Origin of the sequence: Paenibacillus suaedae (assembly GCF_032337355.1) — a bacterium.
GTDB classification, from domain to species: domain Bacteria; phylum Bacillota; class Bacilli; order Paenibacillales; family Paenibacillaceae; genus Paenibacillus_B; species Paenibacillus_B suaedae.
Map to the genome: position 1 here is coordinate 82,111 of NZ_JAVYAA010000005.1, position 22,384 is coordinate 104,494.

19 protein-coding genes are annotated in these 22,384 nt (G+C 47.6%); 6 read left to right on the top strand and 13 right to left on the bottom strand.

Features of this window, described 5'->3' with window-relative positions:
• Positions 1 to 58 precede the first annotated feature (58 nt).
• From RQP50_RS19865 to RQP50_RS19875, 3 genes are all read right to left on the bottom strand, one after another.
• On the bottom strand, positions 59 to 1,321 hold the full coding sequence (locus RQP50_RS19865; RefSeq protein WP_268624163.1) for an MFS transporter: 1,263 nt from the start codon (positions 1,319 to 1,321) through the stop codon (positions 59 to 61).
• A gap of 164 nt (positions 1,322 to 1,485) precedes the next feature.
• Positions 1,486 to 2,061, bottom strand: coding sequence for a TetR/AcrR family transcriptional regulator (locus RQP50_RS19870; RefSeq protein WP_315746482.1), 576 nt, complete (start codon positions 2,059 to 2,061; stop codon positions 1,486 to 1,488).
• Positions 2,062 to 2,385: 324 nt separating this feature from the next.
• Positions 2,386 to 2,529: a hypothetical protein gene (locus RQP50_RS19875; RefSeq protein WP_155987347.1), complete on the bottom strand. Its 144-nt coding sequence runs from the start codon at positions 2,527 to 2,529 to the stop codon at positions 2,386 to 2,388.
• Positions 2,530 to 2,628: 99 nt separating this feature from the next.
• Here RQP50_RS19875 and RQP50_RS19880 point away from each other — a divergent pair, with 99 nt between their 5' ends.
• A complete protein-coding gene (locus RQP50_RS19880) occupies positions 2,629 to 2,973 on the top strand; it encodes a DUF1360 domain-containing protein (protein WP_021257289.1) in 345 nt (114 codons plus the stop codon).
• 81 nt (positions 2,974 to 3,054) lie between these two features.
• On the opposite strand, the gene RQP50_RS19885 is transcribed toward RQP50_RS19880, so the two are convergent.
• Together RQP50_RS19885 and RQP50_RS19890 are read right to left on the bottom strand one after the other, a co-directional pair.
• Complete coding sequence (locus tag RQP50_RS19885; protein WP_251481481.1) at positions 3,055 to 4,488, bottom strand: amino acid permease; 1,434 nt, start codon at positions 4,486 to 4,488, stop codon at positions 3,055 to 3,057.
• A 305-nt stretch (positions 4,489 to 4,793) separates the two neighbouring features.
• Positions 4,794 to 6,083, bottom strand: a complete 1,290-nt coding sequence (locus tag RQP50_RS19890; protein WP_142544902.1) for an NCS2 family permease — start codon at positions 6,081 to 6,083, stop codon at positions 4,794 to 4,796.
• 702 nt (positions 6,084 to 6,785) lie between these two features.
• Between RQP50_RS19890 and RQP50_RS19895 the strand changes: the two genes are divergently transcribed.
• Positions 6,786 to 8,219: an erythromycin esterase family protein gene (locus tag RQP50_RS19895; RefSeq protein ID WP_315746483.1), complete on the top strand. Its 1,434-nt coding sequence runs from the start codon at positions 6,786 to 6,788 to the stop codon at positions 8,217 to 8,219.
• A 114-nt stretch (positions 8,220 to 8,333) separates the two neighbouring features.
• Complete coding sequence (locus tag RQP50_RS19900; protein ID WP_315746484.1) at positions 8,334 to 9,767, top strand: erythromycin esterase family protein; 1,434 nt, start codon at positions 8,334 to 8,336, stop codon at positions 9,765 to 9,767.
• A gap of 155 nt (positions 9,768 to 9,922) precedes the next feature.
• Here the strand turns inward: RQP50_RS19900 and RQP50_RS19905 are convergent, their stop codons facing one another.
• From RQP50_RS19905 to RQP50_RS19915, 3 genes are all read right to left on the bottom strand, one after another.
• Positions 9,923 to 11,710, bottom strand: a complete 1,788-nt coding sequence (locus RQP50_RS19905; RefSeq protein ID WP_315746485.1) for a diguanylate cyclase — start codon at positions 11,708 to 11,710, stop codon at positions 9,923 to 9,925.
• 295 nt (positions 11,711 to 12,005) lie between these two features.
• A complete protein-coding gene (locus RQP50_RS19910; protein ID WP_315746487.1) occupies positions 12,006 to 13,505 on the bottom strand; it encodes a DEAD/DEAH box helicase in 1,500 nt (499 codons plus the stop codon).
• 63 nt (positions 13,506 to 13,568) lie between these two features.
• Entirely contained in the window at positions 13,569 to 13,790 is a 222-nt protein-coding gene (locus RQP50_RS19915) for a YwbE family protein (RefSeq protein WP_021257296.1), read from the bottom strand.
• A 175-nt stretch (positions 13,791 to 13,965) separates the two neighbouring features.
• Here RQP50_RS19915 and RQP50_RS19920 point away from each other — a divergent pair, with 175 nt between their 5' ends.
• Positions 13,966 to 14,454, top strand: a complete 489-nt coding sequence (locus RQP50_RS19920; RefSeq protein WP_072729145.1) for a hypothetical protein — start codon at positions 13,966 to 13,968, stop codon at positions 14,452 to 14,454.
• 617 nt (positions 14,455 to 15,071) lie between these two features.
• On the top strand, positions 15,072 to 16,028 hold the full coding sequence (locus RQP50_RS19925) for a cation diffusion facilitator family transporter (protein ID WP_072729146.1): 957 nt from the start codon (positions 15,072 to 15,074) through the stop codon (positions 16,026 to 16,028).
• A gap of 105 nt (positions 16,029 to 16,133) precedes the next feature.
• Here the strand turns inward: RQP50_RS19925 and RQP50_RS19930 are convergent, their stop codons facing one another.
• From RQP50_RS19930 to RQP50_RS19940, 3 genes are all read right to left on the bottom strand, one after another.
• Entirely contained in the window at positions 16,134 to 18,068 is a 1,935-nt protein-coding gene (locus tag RQP50_RS19930) for a M48 family metallopeptidase (protein WP_315746489.1), read from the bottom strand.
• Positions 18,069 to 18,135: 67 nt separating this feature from the next.
• Positions 18,136 to 18,426, bottom strand: a complete 291-nt coding sequence (locus RQP50_RS19935) for a hypothetical protein (protein ID WP_021257301.1) — start codon at positions 18,424 to 18,426, stop codon at positions 18,136 to 18,138.
• A 40-nt stretch (positions 18,427 to 18,466) separates the two neighbouring features.
• Positions 18,467 to 19,723, bottom strand: a complete 1,257-nt coding sequence (locus RQP50_RS19940) for a lipase family protein (protein WP_315746490.1) — start codon at positions 19,721 to 19,723, stop codon at positions 18,467 to 18,469.
• Positions 19,724 to 19,873: 150 nt separating this feature from the next.
• On the opposite strand from RQP50_RS19940, the gene RQP50_RS19945 reads away from it, so the two are divergent.
• Complete coding sequence (locus RQP50_RS19945) at positions 19,874 to 20,119, top strand: hypothetical protein (protein WP_315746491.1); 246 nt, start codon at positions 19,874 to 19,876, stop codon at positions 20,117 to 20,119.
• Between the two features lie 91 nt (positions 20,120 to 20,210).
• Here RQP50_RS19945 and RQP50_RS19950 read toward each other — a convergent pair whose 3' ends face one another.
• Together RQP50_RS19950 and RQP50_RS19955 are read right to left on the bottom strand one after the other, a co-directional pair.
• Positions 20,211 to 20,852 (bottom strand): hypothetical protein, encoded by a 642-nt coding sequence (locus tag RQP50_RS19950; protein WP_315746492.1) that lies wholly within the window; start codon positions 20,850 to 20,852, stop codon positions 20,211 to 20,213.
• A gap of 341 nt (positions 20,853 to 21,193) precedes the next feature.
• The gene (locus RQP50_RS19955; RefSeq protein ID WP_072729153.1) at positions 21,194 to 22,270 is read right to left on the bottom strand and encodes a LacI family DNA-binding transcriptional regulator; all 1,077 of its coding nucleotides are present in this window, start codon (positions 22,268 to 22,270) and stop codon (positions 21,194 to 21,196) included.
• Between the last annotated feature and the right edge of the window lie 114 nt (positions 22,271 to 22,384).

Here is a 22,384-nt window from a genome sequence, read left to right on the forward strand (position 1 = left end):
GACGAGACAGCTTCCCTACATCAAGATTATCGAAATTACACTTCATTGATTCCGATCATCAATTATTATATACGCTCTTGCCGTTAGCCTTCATCGTCTGCGCTGGTTCTACTCCGCTCATGCTTATGGAGAAGGTCTGCTTATGGCGGCGCTTCAGCAAGCTCAAGCCGAACACGGCTGATACAATGATCACGCTGATGACAATGAGCGAGGACGACACTGGCAGCGCATCCGTCAACACTCCTCCAGCGATTGGTCCAAGCATCATCCCCGCCGCATGAATCATATTGAATAGGGCATATGCCACCCCATAATCACCGCCCGATGAATCGCCATCCACGATGGCACCTAATGTTGGCAATGTCGGCGAAAGCGTAAATCCTACTGCTGCCCCTACCAAGCAGCCTGCCATCATCAATAGAGTCACATTGCCTGCAAATGCGATTAATGGTAACGTGAGCGCCAAACCAACAAGCCCTATTAGCATGAGTCGGAAAGGATTATGCTTAGCTGTAAGTGTTCCCGCTATTGGAGCGATCATTCCATAGCTCAGTGTCATGACACCGAACAGCATGCCAAGCGCAAGCGGAGACATCTGGAATTGCTCAGTAACATAGACCGGAAGGAGCGGCTCCAGCATCGTCAATGTCGTCTCAGCAAGCAGGATAATCGAAGCAACGAACAGAATCGTCCGATGCCGCAGCAGGGAGAACGTGCCTCCTCCTTCGGCCTGACGCTCCTCTCTGACAGGTTCGCGCAGTGCAAACACGACAATGATCGAAATAACTGCCGTCAATGCTGCTGCGAACCAGAATGGCGTATGGTGATCGCCAATCTCAAACAACCAGCCTCCAATTGGAGCTCCGAGCAGGGAGCCCGATGATATCCCTGTCATGGCGAAGCCCATTGCCGCTCCGCGTACCGGCCCAGAGAACAGATCAGCCAGCAGCGCCATTGCTGCTGTCCATGACGCAGCCGCAGCTAAGCCTTGCAGGAAGCGAGCCGTAATGAGCATTGCCGTCGTTTGCGAGAATACGAACAGCATGGTAGATATCATCATGAACACAAGACCCGTTAAGATCGTCTTGCGTCTGCCAAGTTTATCTGCAACCCGCCCGAAAAAAGGCGTCGTAATGAACAGAGCTGCTGCATAACTGCCGAACAGAATACCAAGTGTGGTCGAAGACATCGCATACTCGGTTGTAAAATACGGCACGACTGGAATGAACAAACTGTACAACAACATGTCAATAAATAAAATACCGATAACGAGCACGAGGCCAATCCACTGTGCGCGACTAATCTGCCTCATGAAAGACATAATCCCACTCCTAAAACTAATTTGTTTTTATAAGTTTTCTTAGGCAAAAGACTGAGCCTAATGGTTCAGTCGATATAACCTGATGATTCCAATATGAACGACCTCATGTCCCCAGTGTGAAGCATGAGCCTTGCATTAGCGATAAGATAAATCACTTGCATGGATTATCTTTGTTCCTCAGATTGATCTCTAGCAACAAGCCCATACAGCATAATATCTGCAATCGACTTTAATGCATCCGGCAGCGAAATGTTCTGCTTAGCAAAAAATCGCTGATCCAAGGTTGAATTGAACGCATCCGTAATTACCTTCACGATAAAGGCCGCATTGTGCCTTAATATGACGCCTTCCTCCATCCCCTGCTCCAGCAAGATTCGTAGCATCTCCCAATCATCCCGGAGAGCCTTATCAATCTTTGACCACTGCTCAGGGTATACGCGCTTCATTTGCTCCAAGATTCGGTTATCATACAGCTCAAAGTGATTCGGAAGCACGGTCATTACCGCTTTCAATTTATCCAGAAGCGACAAGGTGTCATTCTTCATGATTTCTTCAGTCTTCGCATCACTTTCGTGCATCGTCTGCTCTATGATCGTATCTAGCAGTTCCGCTTTTGAAGAGAAATGCTCATACAAAGTGCGCTTGCTCATCCCAAGTCGACGCGCCAAATCATCCATCGTGAATTTGATCCCTTTGTCTTGCAACTCCTCTATAAATGCCTTCATAATCCGTTCGCGCATGAAATTCCCTCCATTCACGCCGACATAAAACTATAAAAACAAAAGTAGTTTTCTTAGTTAATGTCACTATTATACCCTACCTTTTTGACAACAAGCAAGGCCGTAAAAACACCCCTCTTTTTCACACAGAAAAGCAAAGAAAACACACTCCGTATGATAAGAAGTGTGTCTGCTCAAGTCCAATTTGATAGGTAACACAAAAAGAGCCTGCCCGTCTTATGACGGAACAGGCCTTAAGGTAGGAGCAGGAGCCTTCCCATGAACTGAAATCACCTTGCTGTGGACCAATGCATATGTTGGAGTACATCTTACCAGCTACATGACTTATCGAATCGGCTTAATTGCAGATACCGCTTCAACTTTCCGTGCTGTCATCTGGATGCCCTGCGGAGATTGCGGCTTCGCATCACTCTGAATGACCTTGATTGGGCTGCTGACCTTATTCATCTGGTTGCAGAAGCACATCATCTGTCACCTCCATTCCCTATATCCATTTCTAGCATATGCAGTCTCTCACTAGATGGATTGGACATGTCGACATCTGCCAAGCGGAAAGGAGAATGTATGATGATCACCTGGATTGAGCTGTTCATATTAGCGCTGGCTTCCTTTCGCCTGACCCATCTGCTCGTCTATGACGACATTATGGAATGGCTGCGCAAGCCTTTTTTGTCTGTTACGTATGTAACCGATGAGAATGGCAATGTGTCGCGAATTACGGAACCAAGAGGCAAGGGGCTTCGCTATTGGCTGGGCTCACTAATAAGCTGCCATTGGTGTACAGGCATTTGGTGTGCCACCTTGCTGACAGCACTGCAGTTCTACGCCCCCGTCACCTATCCATTTATCGTATTATTAGCTGTCGCTGGCATTGCTGCGCTAATCGAGACCTACTTGCTGCGAAAGATGTAATGATGCACGCTTGCTAGGCAAGCACAAAAAAGGAGCCCAAGCTTTTTAGCTTGAGCTCCTGTCCTATTCATAAAACGATCATTATCGTTTGTTCTTGCCCAGTCTTGCGATCATCGGCAAAATCAAGCCTAAACCAAGCAATATGAATGGCGTAATGACGTTCAGCAATAGTTGGAAGTACCATTCTGACGTAAATGCTTCAACCTTAGGGAACATCCCCATAATACAAGCGAATGCCGTAAAGACGAAACACCACAAACCAATCATGAAGCCGATCTTGCGATTTTTCACAAATTTATAATCGGATTGGAACTTGTCCCCTAGCTTCATGAGCGCCATGAAGGCTGCGAATACCCATAGGTAACGAAGCGGCATTACGATCGAGTTCAGATCAAGCAGCCAGTTGAAGAGAGAGTTCATGTTGCCAATTCCGATCGCCGGAATAACAATCAAAATCCCTACAAGCACAGCCGTCATAATGTATCCATTGACTGGCGTATTGCGCTCGTTCGTCTTCATCAGCTTCTGAGGCACGAACTTCTTGTCCGCATCAAGCAGCAATACTTTCAGCGGTGCATCGATAGAGAAGGCCAACGCCGAAATTTGCGCAAGTGTGTTCGCTATCGCATACAGTACGAGGAATGTATTGCCGATTCCATAATATTCACCAAGCATCTTGAACGCATAGTACTGTCCGTTCATCTTCAAATCTGCCGGAATGTTGTTCGAATCGAACATCATGCCCATTGCGAACGAACCGAGCAAGGCACATACAGCAACCATCCCCGCCAGAATCAGCATCCCGCGAGGGAATTCCTTCGAAGGATTGTTCGTATTGTTGACGTATGGTGAGATTTTCTCTGCTCCACCTACGGCAAATACGAGCATGGACAATGTTGTAAAGTACGCGAAGTTAAAGTCCGGAATGAACGAGCTGACCGACATATCTGCCGTCGCAATCGTCGCGCCCGTCAGTGCAGGTGCTGTCACCGCAAGTACAATGTACAGAAGCGACATAATGAAGATGGACATCCCTGCAATCGTACCGATCTTCTTCAAGGAATTGAGCCCGCGGGAAGCAACCCACAGGAATACGAGAAATACGGCCAAGCAGATAAGCTGCAGCGTCAATGTGGAAAACTGATTAATAAAGTTCCCACTGCCTGTTACTGTCCAGCCGAGTGCGATCAGGATCCCTTGCGGCTTCTGAGCCAGATATGGAATGTGAACAACCCAGTACGTCCAAGCAGCCAAATAAGCGACTGTAGGTCCCATCGTTTCTTTTACCCAGGAACTAACGCCGCCTTGATCGTTTTTGAATGTTGAACCCATTTGTCCAACCATCAGTGCGTAAGGCACGAAATACAGCGCGATAATAAGTATCCAAGATGTTACAACCGTTAACCCTTGGTTTGCATAGTTATTAACAACGTTGCCAAACCCCCACACGGAGACGAAAGCTATCAAGGCAATGTTATACCATCGAAGCTTTTTGTTATCGTCGTTGCGGTTCATGTTGCAAAAGCTCCTCTCACTACTTGTGGAAATATGTTACAATTATGTGTGCAGACACTTTATTAGTATACAATTATCAAGATATGGATTCATAAAGAAACTTCTTCATTTGTTGGATCATATTGGGGCATCCACATTACCTATAAATTTCCCAGTTCGTGTACACTTTATGCCACTACGACCACTCCTAGCCTATCAGACGACTTACAACAAATAAGGGTTTGATCCGAATTCAAAAATATAAAAAAGCCCCGGAGCTGAGTTCCGAGGCTTTTCCTTACGATATTGGATTCCTGCCAACAACCTTAGTGGGCTGGGAAGAAAGCCATTTGAATAGCGAAAATTACGCCAAATACATATAGAATCGGATGGACTTCTTTCCCTTTGCCGCTAAATAGCTTCATAAGCGGATACGTAATGAAGCCGATCGCAATCCCTGTAGCAATGCTGGATGTAAGCGGCATACTGATCAGGATTGCAAATGCCGGGAAAGCTTCATCGAAATGCTTCCATTCAATACGCGCCAATCCATCCATCATGAAGCAGCCAACAATAATAAGCACTGGAGCTGTAATCGCTGGCAAGGATGAAATCCCTGCGAGAACCGGCGAGAAGAATAGGGACAGGAAGAACAACCCCGCTACAACAACGGAGGTCAATCCTGTACGTCCACCAGCAGCAACACCTGCCGAAGATTCAATGTACGCACTGGATGGTGTCGTTCCCATCAAAGAACCTGCTGTTGTCGCAAGCGCATCCGCCATCAATGCCTGTTTCGCACGCGGAAATTGATTGTTCTTCATTAGACCTGCCTGCTCCGCTACCCCAATCATCGTACCCGTTGTATCGAAAATCGTAACGAGCAAGAAGGCGAATACAACTGTATATAGGCCATGAGAGAATACACCCGCTATATCCACATCGAACAGCACAGGTGCTGTTGGAAGTGCAATAAAGCCGTCAAACTTCATCAAGCCCATGAAGTAACCGATAATCGCCGTAGCTGCCATACCGATGAACAAGGCACCCTGTATCTTACGGGCCATCAGGATAAGCGTGATGAACAATCCCGCCAAGGTTAGCACCGTTACCGGTTTATGCAAATCCCCGAAAGCAACCATGGTTGCCTCATTCGGCACGACAATACCGGAGGATTTCAAGCCGATAAAAGCGATAAAGAGGCCTATGCCTGCCGTAATCCCAAACTTCAACGAACTGGGAATTGACTCAATAAGCGTTTCACGCAGTTTCGTAAACGTCAGCAACAAGAAGATAATACCTGCCAGGAACACTGCTCCAAATACAGCCTGATAGCTCACACCCTGTGAAGCTACTACAGAAGCAAAGTATGCATTCATCCCCATTCCTGGTGCTACAGCAATTGGGTGATTCGCGAACAAAGCCATATATAACGTACCGATAATTGCCGAGATTACCGTTGCGGTAAACACTTGCTGGAATGGAACTCCAGCACTCGACAATATCGCTGGATTCACGACAACGATATATACCATCGTTAAGAACGTTGTAATGCCCGCCGTCACTTCTGTGCGCGCGTTCGTTCCGTTTTCTTTCAATTTAAACCATTTTTCCATTGGATCAAGCTGCTCCTTTCATAAGCAACAAAACTAACACTTAGGCATCTTATTAGAAAGGCGATTCTTTGTCAATAAATTTGTACATTTATTCGTTTTTAGGTCACATATATTCCAATATAACACAGAAAATTAGCCGGATAACCCAGCTAAATACGAACAATATGTTTATCAACCAATTTCATCACAAGCCGAGTAAGCCCATCTTTACCAATTGTGACTAAATGAAACAACGATCTATATAAGTGTTCCCTTCCATGCGAGAGAGATTCTTCAATGCTTGTCTGCTCCCCTTATGGATAGTATGTCTACAATTGAAGTCCTCACATTCTTCAAACACCGTTTTTCCGGGGCATTCCGACAATGTCCACATAGAATCATCATTTCTATTCATCCCCCAAACTGCTCCATTCACCCCAGAAGCTGCTCTATTCAAGCAGAATATACGGCAATTGCCTTCCATTTAGGATATGCTTGGATCATCAACGACACGAGAGGAGCCCGGGAGTTTATGAACAAGACTACAACGAAGATGGGTCTGCAATTCTTGCTTGCTTGCGGAGTATCAATACTTGTCGTATACGTCATCAAACATATGGCTTAAACCAATCATTCCTGCTACAATCCTATTCACCGGTATTTCCCGGAAAATAATATCAGTTTACATACTCATCACTATAAATCGTAAGGAGACATCATTTTATGAAATCATTTTCGACGACTTGGAAACGAAAAAGCATTCCTGTATTGTTTGCATCCGTCATTGCGTTAGGCTCAATGCTTAGTTGGCAGTCAACTGTACATGGTCAAGCCGCAACAGCAGCAACTAGCATGCAAAGCACAACAATTGCCGGAACATCTTCAACAAAATTTACAGAGGATTGGCACAAATGGATTAAAAATAATGCTTATACATTAGATACCATCACCCCAGAGAGTACGAAAGACGGGGCCGTCACAGGCGAGCGTTTCAAAGACTTGGACATGCTGAAACCGCTTTTGTCGGATAAACGCATCGTATACTTGGGCGAAAGCTCTCATGGTGTAGGCGAATTCAATTCCGCCAAGACACGATTAATTCAATTTCTCCATCAGGAGCTTGGGTTCAATGTCGTCGCCTTCGAATCACCGCTCGGTAATGCAGCAACCGCGTTCGGCAATGTAAAGACAAGCGAGGCGGAGCAATTGATGAAGAAATCCGTATTTCCACAATGGTGGGCTAAAGAAACGACTCCATTGTTCCAATACATCCAAGATTCACAGTCAACGGAAACGCCGATTAAGCTTGCTGGATTTGACATGCAATCCTTGGGACCATTTCTCAACGGAGAGATCCTGAAGGATGAAAAGCTGGCAACGCAATTTGCTGAAACCGAGAAGAAGCTGTTCCGCTGGACCAATTCCGAAGACCTTGCTGCTTACTCCGCAGTGAAGCCGGAATTGCAAAAGCTGTACAAAGACGTTAAGACAAAGGTTGCAGCCAACGAAGCTCAGTTGAAGGCCCTGTACCCGGGCAATCCGCATATCGTTGCAATGGTGAACCGAACGCTGGATGACCGCCTTCGCGTCGTAAATGAGTACATCGAGCTGTCGATCAAGTCGAATATTGCTGCGCAGACTGGCGACTATGCAGTAGCGACGAAGATGATGGAATGGCGGGATAAGGCGATGGCCGACAATCTGCTCTGGCTGGCAACTGAAATCTATCCAATGGAAAAGATTATCGTCTGGGGACACAATGCCCATATCAGCAAGGCCGAATCAAAAATGGAGCAGTCCTTCATGCCTGTCGCGGGGCGATTTATGGGTGAACTTATGCAGGAATCGATGTTCGGACCTTACAGCTACACGATTGGTCTCTATGCAGGAAGCGGAACTACCCATGACAATTTGGGCGAGCCGTTAGAGGTTCAACCGCTCCCGCCTAGCTCCATCGAATCCATTATGAAGGCAGCTAATCAGCCGTATTCCTTCGTCGATATGCGCTATGCAATGAAAGGCTCTGGTACATCATGGATGGACGAGCCGCGTACCGCACTGTACTTCGGAGTGCTGCCAGAGGTATTCGTACCTCGCGAGCAATACGACGGGATTCTCTACATCGACAAGGTACAGCCACCAACACCGATTAAGTAACAACTGCTTGCACCAATAGATGCTTCGAACGATTGAATGAAACCGCAGCCGGTAAGCGAACAATGCAACACAATGAATCGCAGCTGCGATACCTAACACTTGGAGGACAATCCGATGAAATCAAAAAAAGGAACATGGAAACGTCAAAGCTTATCTCTAGCACTCGCTTCCGTTATCGCACTTGGCACAATGCTCTCCTTCGGAGCACCTATACATGCCCAGGCTTCATCCGATAAGCAGGAAGGTCAGTTGGAGCAAGCACGTACCAGCTCACAAACACGTGAAGATTGGAAGAACTGGCTGAGCGACAACGCAGTCTCGCTTAATTCGATCAATCCTGAACAGACTGGATCAGACGCACGAATCGCACCCGAGAAATTTGCCGATTTAGAGGCCTTAAAGCCATTACTGCAAGACAAGCGAATCGTCTATTTGGGCGAGAGTTCACATGGAGCAGCTCAATACAACTCCGCCAAAACACGTCTCATTCAATATTTACATCAGGAGCTTGGGTTCAATGTCATCGCCTTCGAGACGAACTTAGGCAATGCAGCCGGCGCTTATGGCAATGTAAGCTCGCAAAAGCCGATTGCGACAATGAAAGATTCCATATTCCGCATCTGGCAAGCACAAGAGACCGTGCCACTGTATCAATACATTCAAGATACGAAGCGTACCGATAAGCCGCTCACGCTGGCCGGATACGATATGCAGCCGCAGGGCGTCATGTTCGCTGCTGATTGGATGGGCGATGCAAAGCTTGCCAAGCAGTTTCAGGAGATTGAACTAGCACTGGACGAATGGGAAATGAGCTCGGATCTGGAGGGGTATCAGAAGGTAAAACCAGGCTACTTGAAGCTGTATGAACAAATAAAAGCGACCATTCCAAAGCGTGAACAGGCGCTGCGCAAGCAGTTCCCGGACAACCCGCATATCGTACAGCTTGTACAACGCGCAATCGACAACCGAATTCAAATTGTTCGTGAATACATGGAACTGACAATTAAGTCTACTCTATATATGGAGGGCAAAAACCTCGATTATATGTCCATGATCCAATCGTGGGAGTATCGCGACCAAATGATGGCAGATAACTTGGTATGGCTCGCTGACAACGTCTATAAAAACGAGAAAATCATCGTATGGGCACACAACGGACATATTAGCAAGGCACATTCCAAAGAATTCGGCATAGCATTGCCGCTTCGCAATATGGGCGAGATTATGCAAACAACCAAGTACAAAGACCAAGGATACGTGATGGGCTTATTCCTAGGCAAAGGACAGAACGCGCATGTCACACGCGAAATCTATGACGTACTTCCGCCTATGCCGCATTCTATAGAAGAGCTTATGACAAGCATCGGCAAGCCCTTCTCATTCATTGATATGAGTAACGCGCCTGCCGTTCCAGGCACAACATGGATGTCACAGCCAATGACGTCATACGTAACAGGAATCTCGCCAATAAGCAGCATTCCGAGCGAGCAATATGATGGCATCTTGTTCATCAACGATGTCACACCTCCAACATATTTGGAGAAATAAAAAATAAATAGTTGTCAAGCTCCGAAACTTCATTATTATGAAGCTTGCAGCTAGGTACGCTGATAAGCAATCACGTCCCAGCTTATGCAGCATTGTAAATGCATAAAAAAATTAGGATAGAGGGATTCAACTGCTTCTGAATCCCCTATCCTTCATTAATCCACTGCTACTAATCGATTGCGGCCAGACTGCTTCGCCCGGTACAGCTTCTGATCCGCCATGGCAACCAGCGTATTCGGTTCTGAGTCCTGAATATCCTCAATGCTGCAGGATGCAACACCAAGCGAGCAGGTCACAACTAGACTCACCTCTGAGCCAGCGTGCGGTACTTTAAGCGACTCTACATGAAGACGAATTTGCTCACCGATGGCCTCAGCCTGACGAAGATCCGTCATTGGCAAGATCACGCCGAACTCTTCCCCACCGTATCTGGCAACAACGGCAAGCGGCGGTGTAACCGTATTCTGAACTGCCTGCGCTACTCGTCGCAAGCATTCATCCCCAGCTAGATGACCATACGTATCGTTATATTTTTTGAAATAATCGACATCAAGCATAATTAGTGATAGTGGACTCTTCTGCAGCTTAACCCGCTCCCACTCCTGATTCATCATCTGATCGAAGTATCTGCGGTTGTAAACCCCGGTCAACCCGTCGGTATAGGAGAAATCAGTTAGGAGCCGATTCGCCATTTGCAGCTTCTTATTTGCTTCCTTCATCTGCTCTTCCGCTACAATCCGTTCAGTTACATCATGGAAGTACACCGACACCCCGTTGCGAGACGGAAATACGCGATTCTCCAGCCATCTGCCATGCAGCTGATCAAACTCCGTAATCTCCGCCGGTTCTCCCCGCTCCATGACTTGGTGGCACACCTCGTACAGCTTGGTCTGCTTCAAATGGGGATTAATATCCCAAATGGATCGCCCTTTTACAACTTCGAAGGAGAACCCCAAATACTTCTCCGCTTCCTTATTCATATACGTATAGCACCACTGCTTGTCTACTGCAAGAAAGGCATCGGTAATGCTATCAAGAATAATTGCAATTTGTTCCTGTGAATTGTGGAGCGCCCTTTGAGAATGATGGAGCTTCACATTGAGCTGATTCATCTGATAAAAGAAGACAAATAGTACAACTGTTGCCGACAGCAATGAGTAAACGCATGCCGCGTACCAGCCAAGCGTGTATCTATCGTTGGCCAGCAAAGTGATCGACACATCCAAAAAGAATGTGAAAACAGACAAAAGAAGCCATAAGTGCAGCAGGCTCCTTCCACGAGTTACCACATACAAATACACACAAGCCACAAGACTAATTACCCATACAATAGGGCCTATACCTGTTGAAAGGAGAAGACCATGGCTGCTATCCGAAATAAGCGTAGGCAGCCATTCATGCTGACCTGCCAATATATACGTAATCATCCCGACAACCAGCACTACAACAATAAACATCACAGTTGAAGCAGCCGTCTTATTCTTGTGCTCTGATCGCGAATAGGACTGCTTCTGGATACTGAACGTATACAGCAATATCCCTGCTGGAAATCCCGCATGCCAACATCCCCAGAACCATACCGAAGCCCGAGTCCCTGCGTACAGAACCCCCTTATCACTGAATATGCCTGGGAAAGTCAGAAGATGTGGAATCATAATTAGCCCCGTAAAAAAAAACGTCCCCGATAAAATCAAAATTGGCTTATAACCAGTTGCACGATATTGGATATAAAGCAAGTGCGAAGTCATGAAATCACCAAACATGTTCCATGCAATAAAGATCGGGAAAAAGGGAGTTACCCCCCATAGCGGCGTTGAAGCATACGGTATGACCACAAGAGTGCTAACCAGCGCGACGAAGCCGATAACCAAGGCTATCCTTTTCTGTTTAGGCACAGTCGGTATACTAAATAAGCTTGTCAGTGGATCTCGTATGCGATGCATTGATGCTCTCAACCTTTCCGCCTATCACTTGTTTCAATCCGAATCATGTTGTGATTAGTAACATAGTATCATATATCTACAGGAAGACAGGCTTAAATACTAACAATTACAAGACATGAAGATACCTTAGCCCCAAGTAACTGCCACATTTGTGTCCTTTTTACTATATAACGAAATCAGCCTGCTATTGAAACAAAAGCAACTGTATCACCATGGGCAAAAAGGCTGCCCAATTCGAGACAGCCCTCCTATTATAACCGCCTTACACGATTATTGTATTTAAATGTAACATGCTCTATCGAGAACGACGTCCGCCGCCACGACCGGATGAACGACCTCCACCTTGGCTCGAACGGCCGCTGGATTGGCCACCAGACTTGCCGCGGCTCTCTTGGCGACCAGCGCCTTGGCTTGACTGCGAACGAGAACTACGGCCCTGGCCTCGTCCGTCGCGCGCACTGCTGCGTCCGCCATGGCCTTCATTTCTTGCTTCACGCCGTCCGCCACGGCCACCCGCATCACTGCCTTGCTTGCCGCGAGCAGCACCGCGTCCACCTCGACCTGCACCTTGACCGCGTGCATCCTTCGCGTCGCTTCGTGTTCCACGACTATTGCCGCGTCCGCCACGTCCGGAACTGCGTTCATTATCTGACTTCTTGCCACGACCAGTCCGAACATCGCCAGCAACCTCAGTATGCTCCCCATCTTGATTACGACGCTCCAGCTTCTGTCCGATGCCGCGCTCGATCAGCTCCACAGCCATACGATCTCTAGGAGAAGCGAATGTGATCGCGATCCCTTGCGCACCTGCGCGGCCTGTACGGCCAATGCGGTGGATATAGCTCTCTGCATCCTGAGGGACATCATAGTTGAACACATGTGTAATACCCTCTACATCCAGCCCTCGTGCCGCAACATCCGTCGCGACAAGCAGTTGCATCTTCACCTTGCGGAAGCGTTCCATAACCTGCTCCCGCTTCGACTGCGACAAGTCGCCATGCAGTTCGTCCGAATCATAGCCCATTTCAAGCAATTCTTCATTCAGCTTGCTTGCTCTGCGCTTCGTCCGGCAGAAAATAATGGCTTGATAAGGGCGATGCTCATCAATAAGCTTGCACAGAGTCGCCTGCTTGGCACGATCTGTCGTTTGCACGACAATCTGCTTCACGTTCTTCACGGTAATACGCTCGCTCTGCACATGGATATCAATCGGACTGCGCATAAATCGCTCCGCCAAGCGTCTTACATTCACTGGCATAGTAGCAGAGAACAGCAGCGTCTGGCGATTCGTTGGAATCTGGCGAATAATTTCCTCCACTTCCCCAAGGAAGCCCATATGAAGCATTTGATCCGCCTCATCCAATACCAATGTCTTCACTTTCGACAGCGAGATTGTCCCGCGTCTCAGATGATCAAGCAATCGACCTGGCGTTCCGATGACAAGCTGACGACCGCCCTGGAGCTTGCGCATTTGACGTTCTACATCTTGTCCACCGTATACAGCAAGCACGTTCACGCCTTCATAAGCCTCGATAAGCTTCTTCGCTTCTGCCGTAATTTGCAGAGCCAGCTCTCGTGTAGGTGCAACAATCAATGCCTGAACATGTGTTGAACTTGCATCAATGCGTTGAATAATTGGCAGCAGGAAGGCCAGCGTCTTGCCTGTCCCCGTCTGTGCCTGGGATACAACATCTTCTCCCGACAGTACGACCGGAATCGTCTCAGCCTGAACCGGTGTTGGCACCGCAATTCCATGTTGATTCAATGTGTGCACCAATTGCTCCGTTACTCCCAATTGTGCGAATCCTCGTTGATTTAAGCCCGTCAGACAGGCCACCCCATTTCTGTATAATTCAATCTAGTCCCTATCTTGTGATGATGTATGGAAAATCGACTTCACTCTGCCTACTTGTCCATCCTGCAGGCGTACCTTGATGCCGTGCGGATGAGATGGAGAATTCGTCAGAATATCCTTCACGATACCTCTTGTCGTCTTGCCCGTACGCTGATCCTGCTTCAGCACAATATCCACCTCAAGACCAGCAAATATATGCTTTCGCTGCTGTCCATTCTGTTCCATGAAGACACTGCTCCTTGCTCATTCTATCCTTCGCTGCAAACTTGCAGTTGAACCGACTTCGCCGATATTTCCATGCATATGATCGACATCGGTATCCACATATTATACACGGAAACGTCCCTATGGTATAATGGACCATCAATATCGATTCTATCGTATAAATTCAGGAGGTAACATGCTGACGTTTGAACAGAAACTAGCGGTTATCGAATCGTTCCCAGAGCTTGAGCGTAATAATGTATCACTGGGACGAGTGAACTTCCACTATGAAGACAGCATTGTGGAGAAGAAGACTGTCGTCTATCACCTGCATCCGAACGGCAACGGATTCGTCTATGCCGGCTATGTATCGGGTTATGATACAGATGCCAAAGGCATGGTCAACATCCGTGAATACTCGGAAGAGGAGCTTCGCAAGCTCATTCGCGCCTCCATTGATTCCATGTCGCCTGCTTCACAGGAGGCTGACGTCGAGATGGGAGACACTGCTGAAGAGAGCAGCAGAGAGCGCTATATCAATGACAACAACGAGACACTATGGCTCGAGTATGACTTTGAGTTGTGGAACATCTATGCGGACGAGAGCCTGGAAATGACATTCGAGACGCGTGAGGAAGCAGAGGAGTACTTGCAAGAGGAAGGCTTCTCACCTGCAAATTCATAGCAGCCAGCGAAGGGGGAAAGAAGTGCCGTACAGACTCAGGCAGGATCTTTCCCCTAACTTTATGATTTCTTGCATATTCAGCTTACTATATGCCTCCTTGCACTTCATGCATATCCAACCATGGATATCACTACCGTACACACTCCACGCTTCACCTCTTTTTCAAACAGACAAGGGAACGACGCTATCAAGCAATTCACTCATACATATAGAGTAGCCACCATGCGCAATCCCCATCACTCCTCCCGCCTAATGGAGGCAGAAGCACAGGGCGTATAAGCAGCGGATCAACATTCAAGCGCTCGATGCAACTGATTCGAATAGCATTGCCGCCACTGCACAATATATCCTTGACACGAATAGGAGCGTTCTTCTTCTCGTGAACAATGCTGGATTTGCAATAGCCGGAAATAAACGACTAGGACAAGGAGCAGCCTGTCTCCTTAATCGCACCAACATGCCCGATACGTAGTATGCGAACAAGCACAATTTATAAGAATGAAAATCAATTGTATTATCCATAAAACGTTCATTTGAGAAAAAAGCGAGGTATGGATACAATACATCATACTCATTCCTGTATGAGAATTTTACTTTAATAAAAAGGATGGTTCCTTATGACTCACCACGACTACCACCATCTCAACCATGTGAAGGAACAAGTCACTTCGAAGCGTACATTGTGGATTACATTAGCCTTGACCCTATTCTTCACCATTGTTGAAATTGTGGGCGGGCTTCTGTCCAACTCACTTGCTCTCTTATCCGACTCTGCTCATATGATATCGGATGTTATCGCGTTAGGTCTCAGTATGACCGCCATTTACATGGCAACTCGGGAACCCAACCAGCGATATACGTTTGGCTATCTCCGATTCGAAATTATTGCATCCTTCCTAAATGGACTGGCTCTGATTGTGATTGCAATTGGAATCGTTGTCGAAGGTGTTAAGCGGATGGTTCATCCGCAAGATGTTGATCTGCGGCTGATGCTGATTATCGCTACGATCGGCTTGATCGTAAACATTGTCCTGACGCTCGTATTGAGTCATAGCACGAAGGAAGAGGACAACCTGAATGTAAAGAGTGCCTTGTGGCACTTTATCGGTGACTTACTCAGCTCTGTAGGTGTTATTATATCGGCCATTCTCATCTATTTCACAGGACTGTACGTGTTGGATCCATTGATTAGTATGGTGATTGGGGCCATCATTTGCATTGGCGGCGCGAAAATCATTCGCGAATCCATCCTCATATTAATGGAGGCTGTCCCTGACAAATACGATCTGGAGGAAATACGTGCGGAAATGAATCAGGTGGAAGGAGTAGAAGATGTCCATGAGCTTCATCTGTGGGCGGTATCTACCGATCACTATTCATTGACAGCGCATGTCTTCATCCGTGAGGATATTCAGCCCTTCTGCGTCATTCTGGCTATCAATCATATGCTTAAGGCGAAGTACGGCATTGAGCACACCACGATTCAAATTGAGCATCCTGCCATGCATGATCATGGTGAATATGGCAAGCAATTTTTGCAACAAGCGGGGAGCGCAGAAGCTAACCCAGTGTAAGAGATAAGCCTCGCGAGTATCCTAGTCGCCACAATGGAAAGCAGCCTGCCGAGTTACTGCTCAGCAAGCTGCTTTCTTTTTAGGATATAAGGGAAATAAACAGAATCAACCGACTTCTTGCTCGCCTATATGACTTACATGATAAATATACGACCCAGGAATTGATTTCATCTGTTCGATCACACCATGATAGGTAGCGTAATCGATCATGTACACATAGGCCCCTGGTAAATCCAGTTCTTCCGCACATTTGTCCGTAAATTCGGAGAGCCACTCTGCCTCTTGGCCAGCAGCCTCCTGCGGTACGTCAACAACTACCCCATACAGGTACACTCCATATTGATCAGGGAAATGCTCCAATTTCTTCTGAACCAGATACGCTTCTTGGATGATAGGGATAGAAGCAAGCTTCTCTCTGGCATCCTTCAGCTCTTGCTCACTCAGCCCATGATGGATATAGGTGTTGTCCTGAAAGGTTAGATGCGTACGTTCCTCAATCGCATCCTTGTTCTCTTCCATCCAATCCATCGCGCGTTCCGCATAAGAATCAGCTTCCTCATATCGCCCCATGTGAACCAGATAATTGTAGATCCACCGGCACATCTGATTCGTCCGGAACATATCCAGCTTCATCACTCGTTCAAGCAGATGAATTCCGCCTTCATCTAAATACTGCAAGCGGATGCGTCCTTCTTCTTGCAGCGGCTCAATCTGATCCACATACTCCTCATTAATACGTTTTAGAAGAGGAAGAGCCTCTTCGCCGCCATACAGCAATTCCGTTGTATGCGCATAGCGGCACCCCTGCTCGAAGCTCAGCTTGCCTTGCTGCTGAAGCTCTTGCTTCAGCTCTTCATGCTCCGCCCGTACCGGCGCATATTCGTGGTGTCGCTCTTGCCAGCTTGTTGCAATTTGTGCAATCCAGCGGTTGTCCACTTCTTCCAGCAGCACCTTGTACAAGCTGCCTAGAAAATATTCTGCCGCCGTAGAGCCGCTTAACGATTCCCATGAAGGAACATGAGGTGCATCAGGAGACTGCTGAATTGCCTGCAGCCGATCCGACAAGGACGGATGCGTGTCCGTCAGTCCCGTTCGTTCAGCTAGTGCCGCCTGCCCCCATTGCCGCACCGTACGTTCTGGAAGGCCCTCTTTCAAGAAACGTTCCAACGAAACGTAAATACGAGGAGGTTCCGATACGCGCTGTGCAGCCCGATACTGCTTCGGCCAAAATACTTCCGACAAATAAGCGCCTAACACATGGACCTTATACAGGGAGGAGGCTGTTACTTCTGCGCCAGCCAGCTGCACTGAGGCGCGGTCTGCACTATATTCGTTCGCCCGCCGCAGTACGAATGTATATGCGGAGTAGTAAGGATAGAACTTGTTAAAGAATTTCTTGAACAACCCTGTACCGAACTGATTTTTCTCCTCCAGCTTCCCTACAATCGTTCCCCATGTCTTCACGACCCGGTATACCCAGCCTGAGAACCGGCTGTCACCGCCAGACAAATGCCCAAGCTCATGCGCGATTGTCGAACGGAACTCTTCTGGCGTAGAGGCCATCATGTAAGGCAATCCAACAATCAATATATTTTTGTGCCAACCAAACATACCTAAGCGAGGATACTGCAGCATCGCAGCATTGAATTGTTCATCCACGATGATGCTGTCCACGCGGGGAGCCTTCAATTCACGCGCCATTCGATCGACCTCTGCATACAGTTCCGGCGCTTCCGAACGCAACAACACGCGTCCTTCCGGCTGCTCGAAACGAACCCATAATGAACGTAGAATAATAAGCGCAAGCGGAATAAGAATAATGAATAGCTTCACTTCACCTGCATTGACTCGTCCAGTGGAGATGGAATACCAGATGAGACCGCCTACTAAACCAAGCAGAATTGCTAAAATGAGATAAATATAGCTGAATCCAAGCACTGTTAATCCAAGTACGCGCAGCTTGTATCCTTGCGGAGAGCGCTTCGCGGACTTCTCTAGACGTTCGATGAGAGCTGCGAACTTCTCGTAATCGACTTCCATTCTGTTATGCACCTGCTTCTTATGTAGTCATACATGCGATATCTATCATGCTGCTTCCTTCAACCCCTCACATCCAGCGTACTGAAGCCGCAGACTGATCCGCACGTTCCATATCCTGAATATACCGGAGCAGCTCTTGCTGACGCTCCGTCAGGAGGCGCCTTCGCATGACAAGCTCTGATTGGAACTTGCTTAACCGCTGCTTCATCTCATCAGCAGAGATGCCAACCCAATCCTGAAGCCTTGCAAGCTGCTGCTGAACATACTGCTCATTGCGCTCCAGCAGCTCTGCCAACTGACCAATCTGCTTGTGCGCTTGGCGCAAATCATTCAATTCGACCAGGATACGGTCGTTCATCACATTCCCTCCTTTGCTTCTCGACCTTCCATTCATTCCATTAAGCCAAATCAGCTGCCTTGAACTCATTGGCCTTGCGATCAATATAGCCTGCAAGCTCCTGCACTGCAGTCGCATACCATTCCGTCATCTGCGTAAGTTCTTGCGTGGTGTTCTCCGCTATCGATACGATGCGCTTGCTCTGACTCGTATGAATCAACTTCGTAATACTGCCAACTGCCGTGCCCGCCTGATCATGGAATTGTCCAACATGCTGCTCTAGCGTTCGCGCCACGCTGCTGAGCTCTTCGGGGCGAAGCGCAATCAGCTTGCCTCCACCTAGTCCCCCCATGGCCGCGCTTAACGCAGCTTGAACGAGCCCCCCGCCTAATGACATCCCCGCAAGAAGAACGGAATCGCCTTCAAGCAGCGCACGCGGCGAAATCGTCAATTTTTCCCCTGTTGCCCGATTGATCAGCTCATTCTTGATATCGCCATCCTTATTGAACTTGTATTGATCCAAGGAATGGAAATTTTTGTCGCCGGATATGGTATCAATAAACCGTTTGATTCGTCCCTTAATACCCTTGTATTCGCTATTTGCGGTCTTAAAATCTTCGCCAAGATAATATGTTGAGCCAACATGGCTATCATACTCTTTGAGCGGTCCCGCTCCTATCGAATCGCTCGGGTGCACATAATTGATAATTTTATCGTCAAACTCTCCATTTTTGGCCTTTTCCGCTAATTTGTCAGGCAGCAGATTCGTTACGCTTGGTGCACTGTACGTTACCGCACCAACACTATTTTTAGCGCCAGCATACTGCGCCAAGCCGCCGCCAAGGGAGTGTCCGGTCAACGTAACCTCATATTCGGGGTACTCCTCCTTCACCTGCCTCACAAGCACATCAGCTTGCCGGAACTGATTATGCTTGTAGTCATGTATATCTTGCTCCATATTTTTCCTCGGGTCTAGGTACGAGAGAATTATATTTTCCCTGGAACTGAATCGTTCCTCCAAATCCTTCGCCTTGCCGAGAACAACATCATTTAAATCAGTCTTGAAATCAGGTAGTGAACGATCAAGGCTAGAAGACCCTTCTGTACCTCGAAATCCAACAACTACTTGCTTCGTATCCTTATTGCGATACACGACTGCATCGAATCCAGATTCAGAATCATGCAACATCGTACCCTTTGGCTCAACAACCTCCCACGAGCCACTTGCGCCATCATATGCGCCAGGTGGAACCTTATCATAAGCTGAACTGGACATTTTCCAATAATCTTCATCTGATATGCGTTTTTTTTGGGCCATAGGATTCTCCTGTCTTTTCATTTTTTGGTATCTATCATACAATATTATAAAAATACTTCCTGTAGGAGTGAAGACGTTATGCAAAAAAATGTCCGCTATACAGGTTTTTTAATTCTCATTTTTGCAATCTTAATAGGATGTGAAGCCGCTATGAACCCTGAACAAAAGCAAGCAGCTGTTCAACAAGCAATGGCAACAGGAACTGAATATTTTAAGGACAAATACGGTTTGGAGACGGAATGGACAGAGCATCAATTCCAGCCTGAACATGCCTCCAGTCACATTGCGTTATACGGGCATGTCAAAGACAAGCCTGAGGACAACATTTACATTCTTATCAATTACAAGACGTTCGAAGTGATCAGTTCGGTGCACCCGAAAGAAGAAATTACATAAAAATAAAAAGTAGATTCAACTTGAATCTACCTGAACCGATGCACAAAGAACCCTCATCATGAGGGTTCTTCCCTTATCAGTAAGCTCATATTTACAACGCCACAGACATGCCGCCCCATTCCAGTTCCTCTTGGTAAACAGGCTGTACCAGATTGCGCAGGTCACCCTTAAATACAAGTTCCAGCAGCTCGGAGCTGCGGAAATCATCGGGCTCTACAGCTGCCGCAGGCTTACCGACGACGTTCAGGCCGCATTCCTCGAATAGCGACGCAACGAATTGAGAACAGAAAAATGCCTTCTCCCGCTCAACCTGCAGCTTGAATGGAATGCCTAGCACACCAAGCAAGTTATACGAATATTTAGCTTCATTGAACATCATGGTGATGATGCGGGCACGAATCATATGGTATTGCGCAGCATTCACCATACAACGGTACATGGCGCATATCGTTGGCTTACCGTCAGCACGCAGTAGATCACGCTCTACCTCTTCACGCATGAAGCCTGCTGTTAACGGATTTCGGGAAGGCTTCTGTCCGAAGCTATATACTTCCTGCAATGCCGGATCGAAGGCTATAGATACATGATTCAGCGGTGCCTTGGTGTACATTCGAATAAGCTTAGAAAACAGTGTTCCTGTATCGGTCAGTACGATATAAATCGGATACCTCTTCGCATCACCCTGTTCTGTGCCCGTTCCCGCATTGATTGTGCTGTCCATCCATCCACCCATGCTACATTCGCCCCTATCGCTCTCTGTATTGCTGTTGAATCCATTTTATATATTGAACATATACCCAGACACGTGCTGGCGACGGGTTCCGAACTGGACTTTCGTCGGGTGAGCACATTCAGGTGATTGCATTCAACCGATATGGTCTCTCAGATTCACCTTATAATGCAGCCACCACCCACTCCTTATTAGCGGATTCATCCACAATGTATGACCGTCCCTTCCATTATTTTCGTGAATATGCATTTCTAGATCCCTCCATGTACACAAAAGGAGCCTAATTCCTAAGAATTAGACTCCTTCACCGTTCCAGGTATACCATTGCCATTGTGTTCTACATCTTAACGCAGTCTGGCAGCTGGCCCGCAGCTCTCCCGCACGATCAGCTCTGTTGGTATCATAACCTTCTTGCCAATGATCCGCTGCTTCTCCAGCCGCTCCATCATGAGCTCCAGCGCTGTATCCCCGATACAGTCACTATGCAGTCTTACTGTGGTAAGCGCAGGGGTCATGAATTGAGCAACCGCAATATCATTGAAGCCAACCACACTAATATCCTCCGGCACTCGCATGCCGTGCTCCTGAATGGCCCGAATCGCACCGATTGCCATAGAGTCATTCGCCGCAAGGACGGCGGTACAGCCGCGACCAGATGCAATTAATTCCTTCGTCAAACGGTAGCCATCCTCGGCTGAGAAGGTTCCGACACGCACCAAGGATGAATCAAAGATTCCCGCTTCCTTCATCCACTTCTCATAGGCGACCTCTCGCCGATCCGCTGTTGAGGCTCCATCCAGCATGTCTCTTCCGCCGACATACGCAATTCGCTCATGTCCTAATGCACGAATATGCACCAGTGCCTGTTCTACAGCATCATGCAGATCGACCGTCACAATATCCGACTTGCGATCCCAAGGAACATCATCCACATATACGATTGGAGAGGAGGAGCGTTGGAGCTCATGCAGCTGACCTGACCCAATCGGCCCAACCACGATGAACCCCGATGCAGCAGAAGCAGGAAGGGATCGTTCTCCCTTCTTGCCTACCTCTACAAGCTGCACGCCTCGCTCCCGAGCTGCTTCTTCTATCGCAAGCCGCACCGTCAAATAATACGGATCATTCAGCTCCTCACTCTTGTCATAGGTCATGACAATTCCGATCGTGTTCTGACTCGCCCTGATTTGCACAGGAGCAGGCGGTTCCGCTATCGGCACGGGCATCGAAGGCTCCGGCGCAGCCATATCCATCGTTCGCTTCTTCCGCTTGTACTTGTTATAGCCGAGCTCTTCAGTCGTTTCCATAATGCGGCGCCGCGTCTCGTCTGATACCGACAATGTCTCATCGAAGTTCAGCACGCGAGACACCGTGGATATCGACACACCAGCCCGCTCCGCAATTTGTTTCAGGGTAGCCATTTCGCCCTCCAATCGTTATGCGTCGCCAGCAATCCGTCATTCCGTTATTCCGTCATTCTTTCATTTCCTTACGATTGTACTGTATTCTTGCCCAAAAGCATAGAGGAAAGCCTC

Bases quoted from the DNA above. Each gene is read 5' to 3' on its own strand.
- RQP50_RS19865 (WP_268624163.1), bottom strand. From the start codon at position 1,321: ATGTCTTTCATGAGGCAGATTAGTCGCGCACAGTGGATTGGCCTCGTG.
- RQP50_RS19870 (WP_315746482.1), bottom strand. From the start codon at position 2,061: ATGCGCGAACGGATTATGAAGGCATTTATAGAGGAGTTGCAAGACAAA.
- RQP50_RS19875 (WP_155987347.1), bottom strand. From the start codon at position 2,529: ATGATGTGCTTCTGCAACCAGATGAATAAGGTCAGCAGCCCAATCAAG.
- RQP50_RS19880 (WP_021257289.1), top strand. From the start codon at position 2,629: ATGATCACCTGGATTGAGCTGTTCATATTAGCGCTGGCTTCCTTTCGC.
- RQP50_RS19885 (WP_251481481.1), bottom strand. From the start codon at position 4,488: ATGAACCGCAACGACGATAACAAAAAGCTTCGATGGTATAACATTGCC.
- RQP50_RS19890 (WP_142544902.1), bottom strand. From the start codon at position 6,083: ATGGAAAAATGGTTTAAATTGAAAGAAAACGGAACGAACGCGCGCACA.
- RQP50_RS19895 (WP_315746483.1), top strand. From the start codon at position 6,786: ATGAAATCATTTTCGACGACTTGGAAACGAAAAAGCATTCCTGTATTG.
- RQP50_RS19900 (WP_315746484.1), top strand. From the start codon at position 8,334: ATGAAATCAAAAAAAGGAACATGGAAACGTCAAAGCTTATCTCTAGCA.
- RQP50_RS19905 (WP_315746485.1), bottom strand. From the start codon at position 11,710: ATGCATCGCATACGAGATCCACTGACAAGCTTATTTAGTATACCGACT.
- RQP50_RS19915 (WP_021257296.1), bottom strand. From the start codon at position 13,790: ATGGAACAGAATGGACAGCAGCGAAAGCATATATTTGCTGGTCTTGAG.
- RQP50_RS19920 (WP_072729145.1), top strand. From the start codon at position 13,966: ATGCTGACGTTTGAACAGAAACTAGCGGTTATCGAATCGTTCCCAGAG.
- RQP50_RS19925 (WP_072729146.1), top strand. From the start codon at position 15,072: ATGACTCACCACGACTACCACCATCTCAACCATGTGAAGGAACAAGTC.
- RQP50_RS19930 (WP_315746489.1), bottom strand. From the start codon at position 18,068: ATGGAAGTCGATTACGAGAAGTTCGCAGCTCTCATCGAACGTCTAGAG.
- RQP50_RS19935 (WP_021257301.1), bottom strand. From the start codon at position 18,426: ATGAACGACCGTATCCTGGTCGAATTGAATGATTTGCGCCAAGCGCAC.
- RQP50_RS19940 (WP_315746490.1), bottom strand. From the start codon at position 19,723: ATGGCCCAAAAAAAACGCATATCAGATGAAGATTATTGGAAAATGTCC.
- RQP50_RS19945 (WP_315746491.1), top strand. From the start codon at position 19,874: ATGAACCCTGAACAAAAGCAAGCAGCTGTTCAACAAGCAATGGCAACA.
- RQP50_RS19950 (WP_315746492.1), bottom strand. From the start codon at position 20,852: ATGGGTGGATGGATGGACAGCACAATCAATGCGGGAACGGGCACAGAA.
- RQP50_RS19955 (WP_072729153.1), bottom strand. From the start codon at position 22,270: ATGGCTACCCTGAAACAAATTGCGGAGCGGGCTGGTGTGTCGATATCC.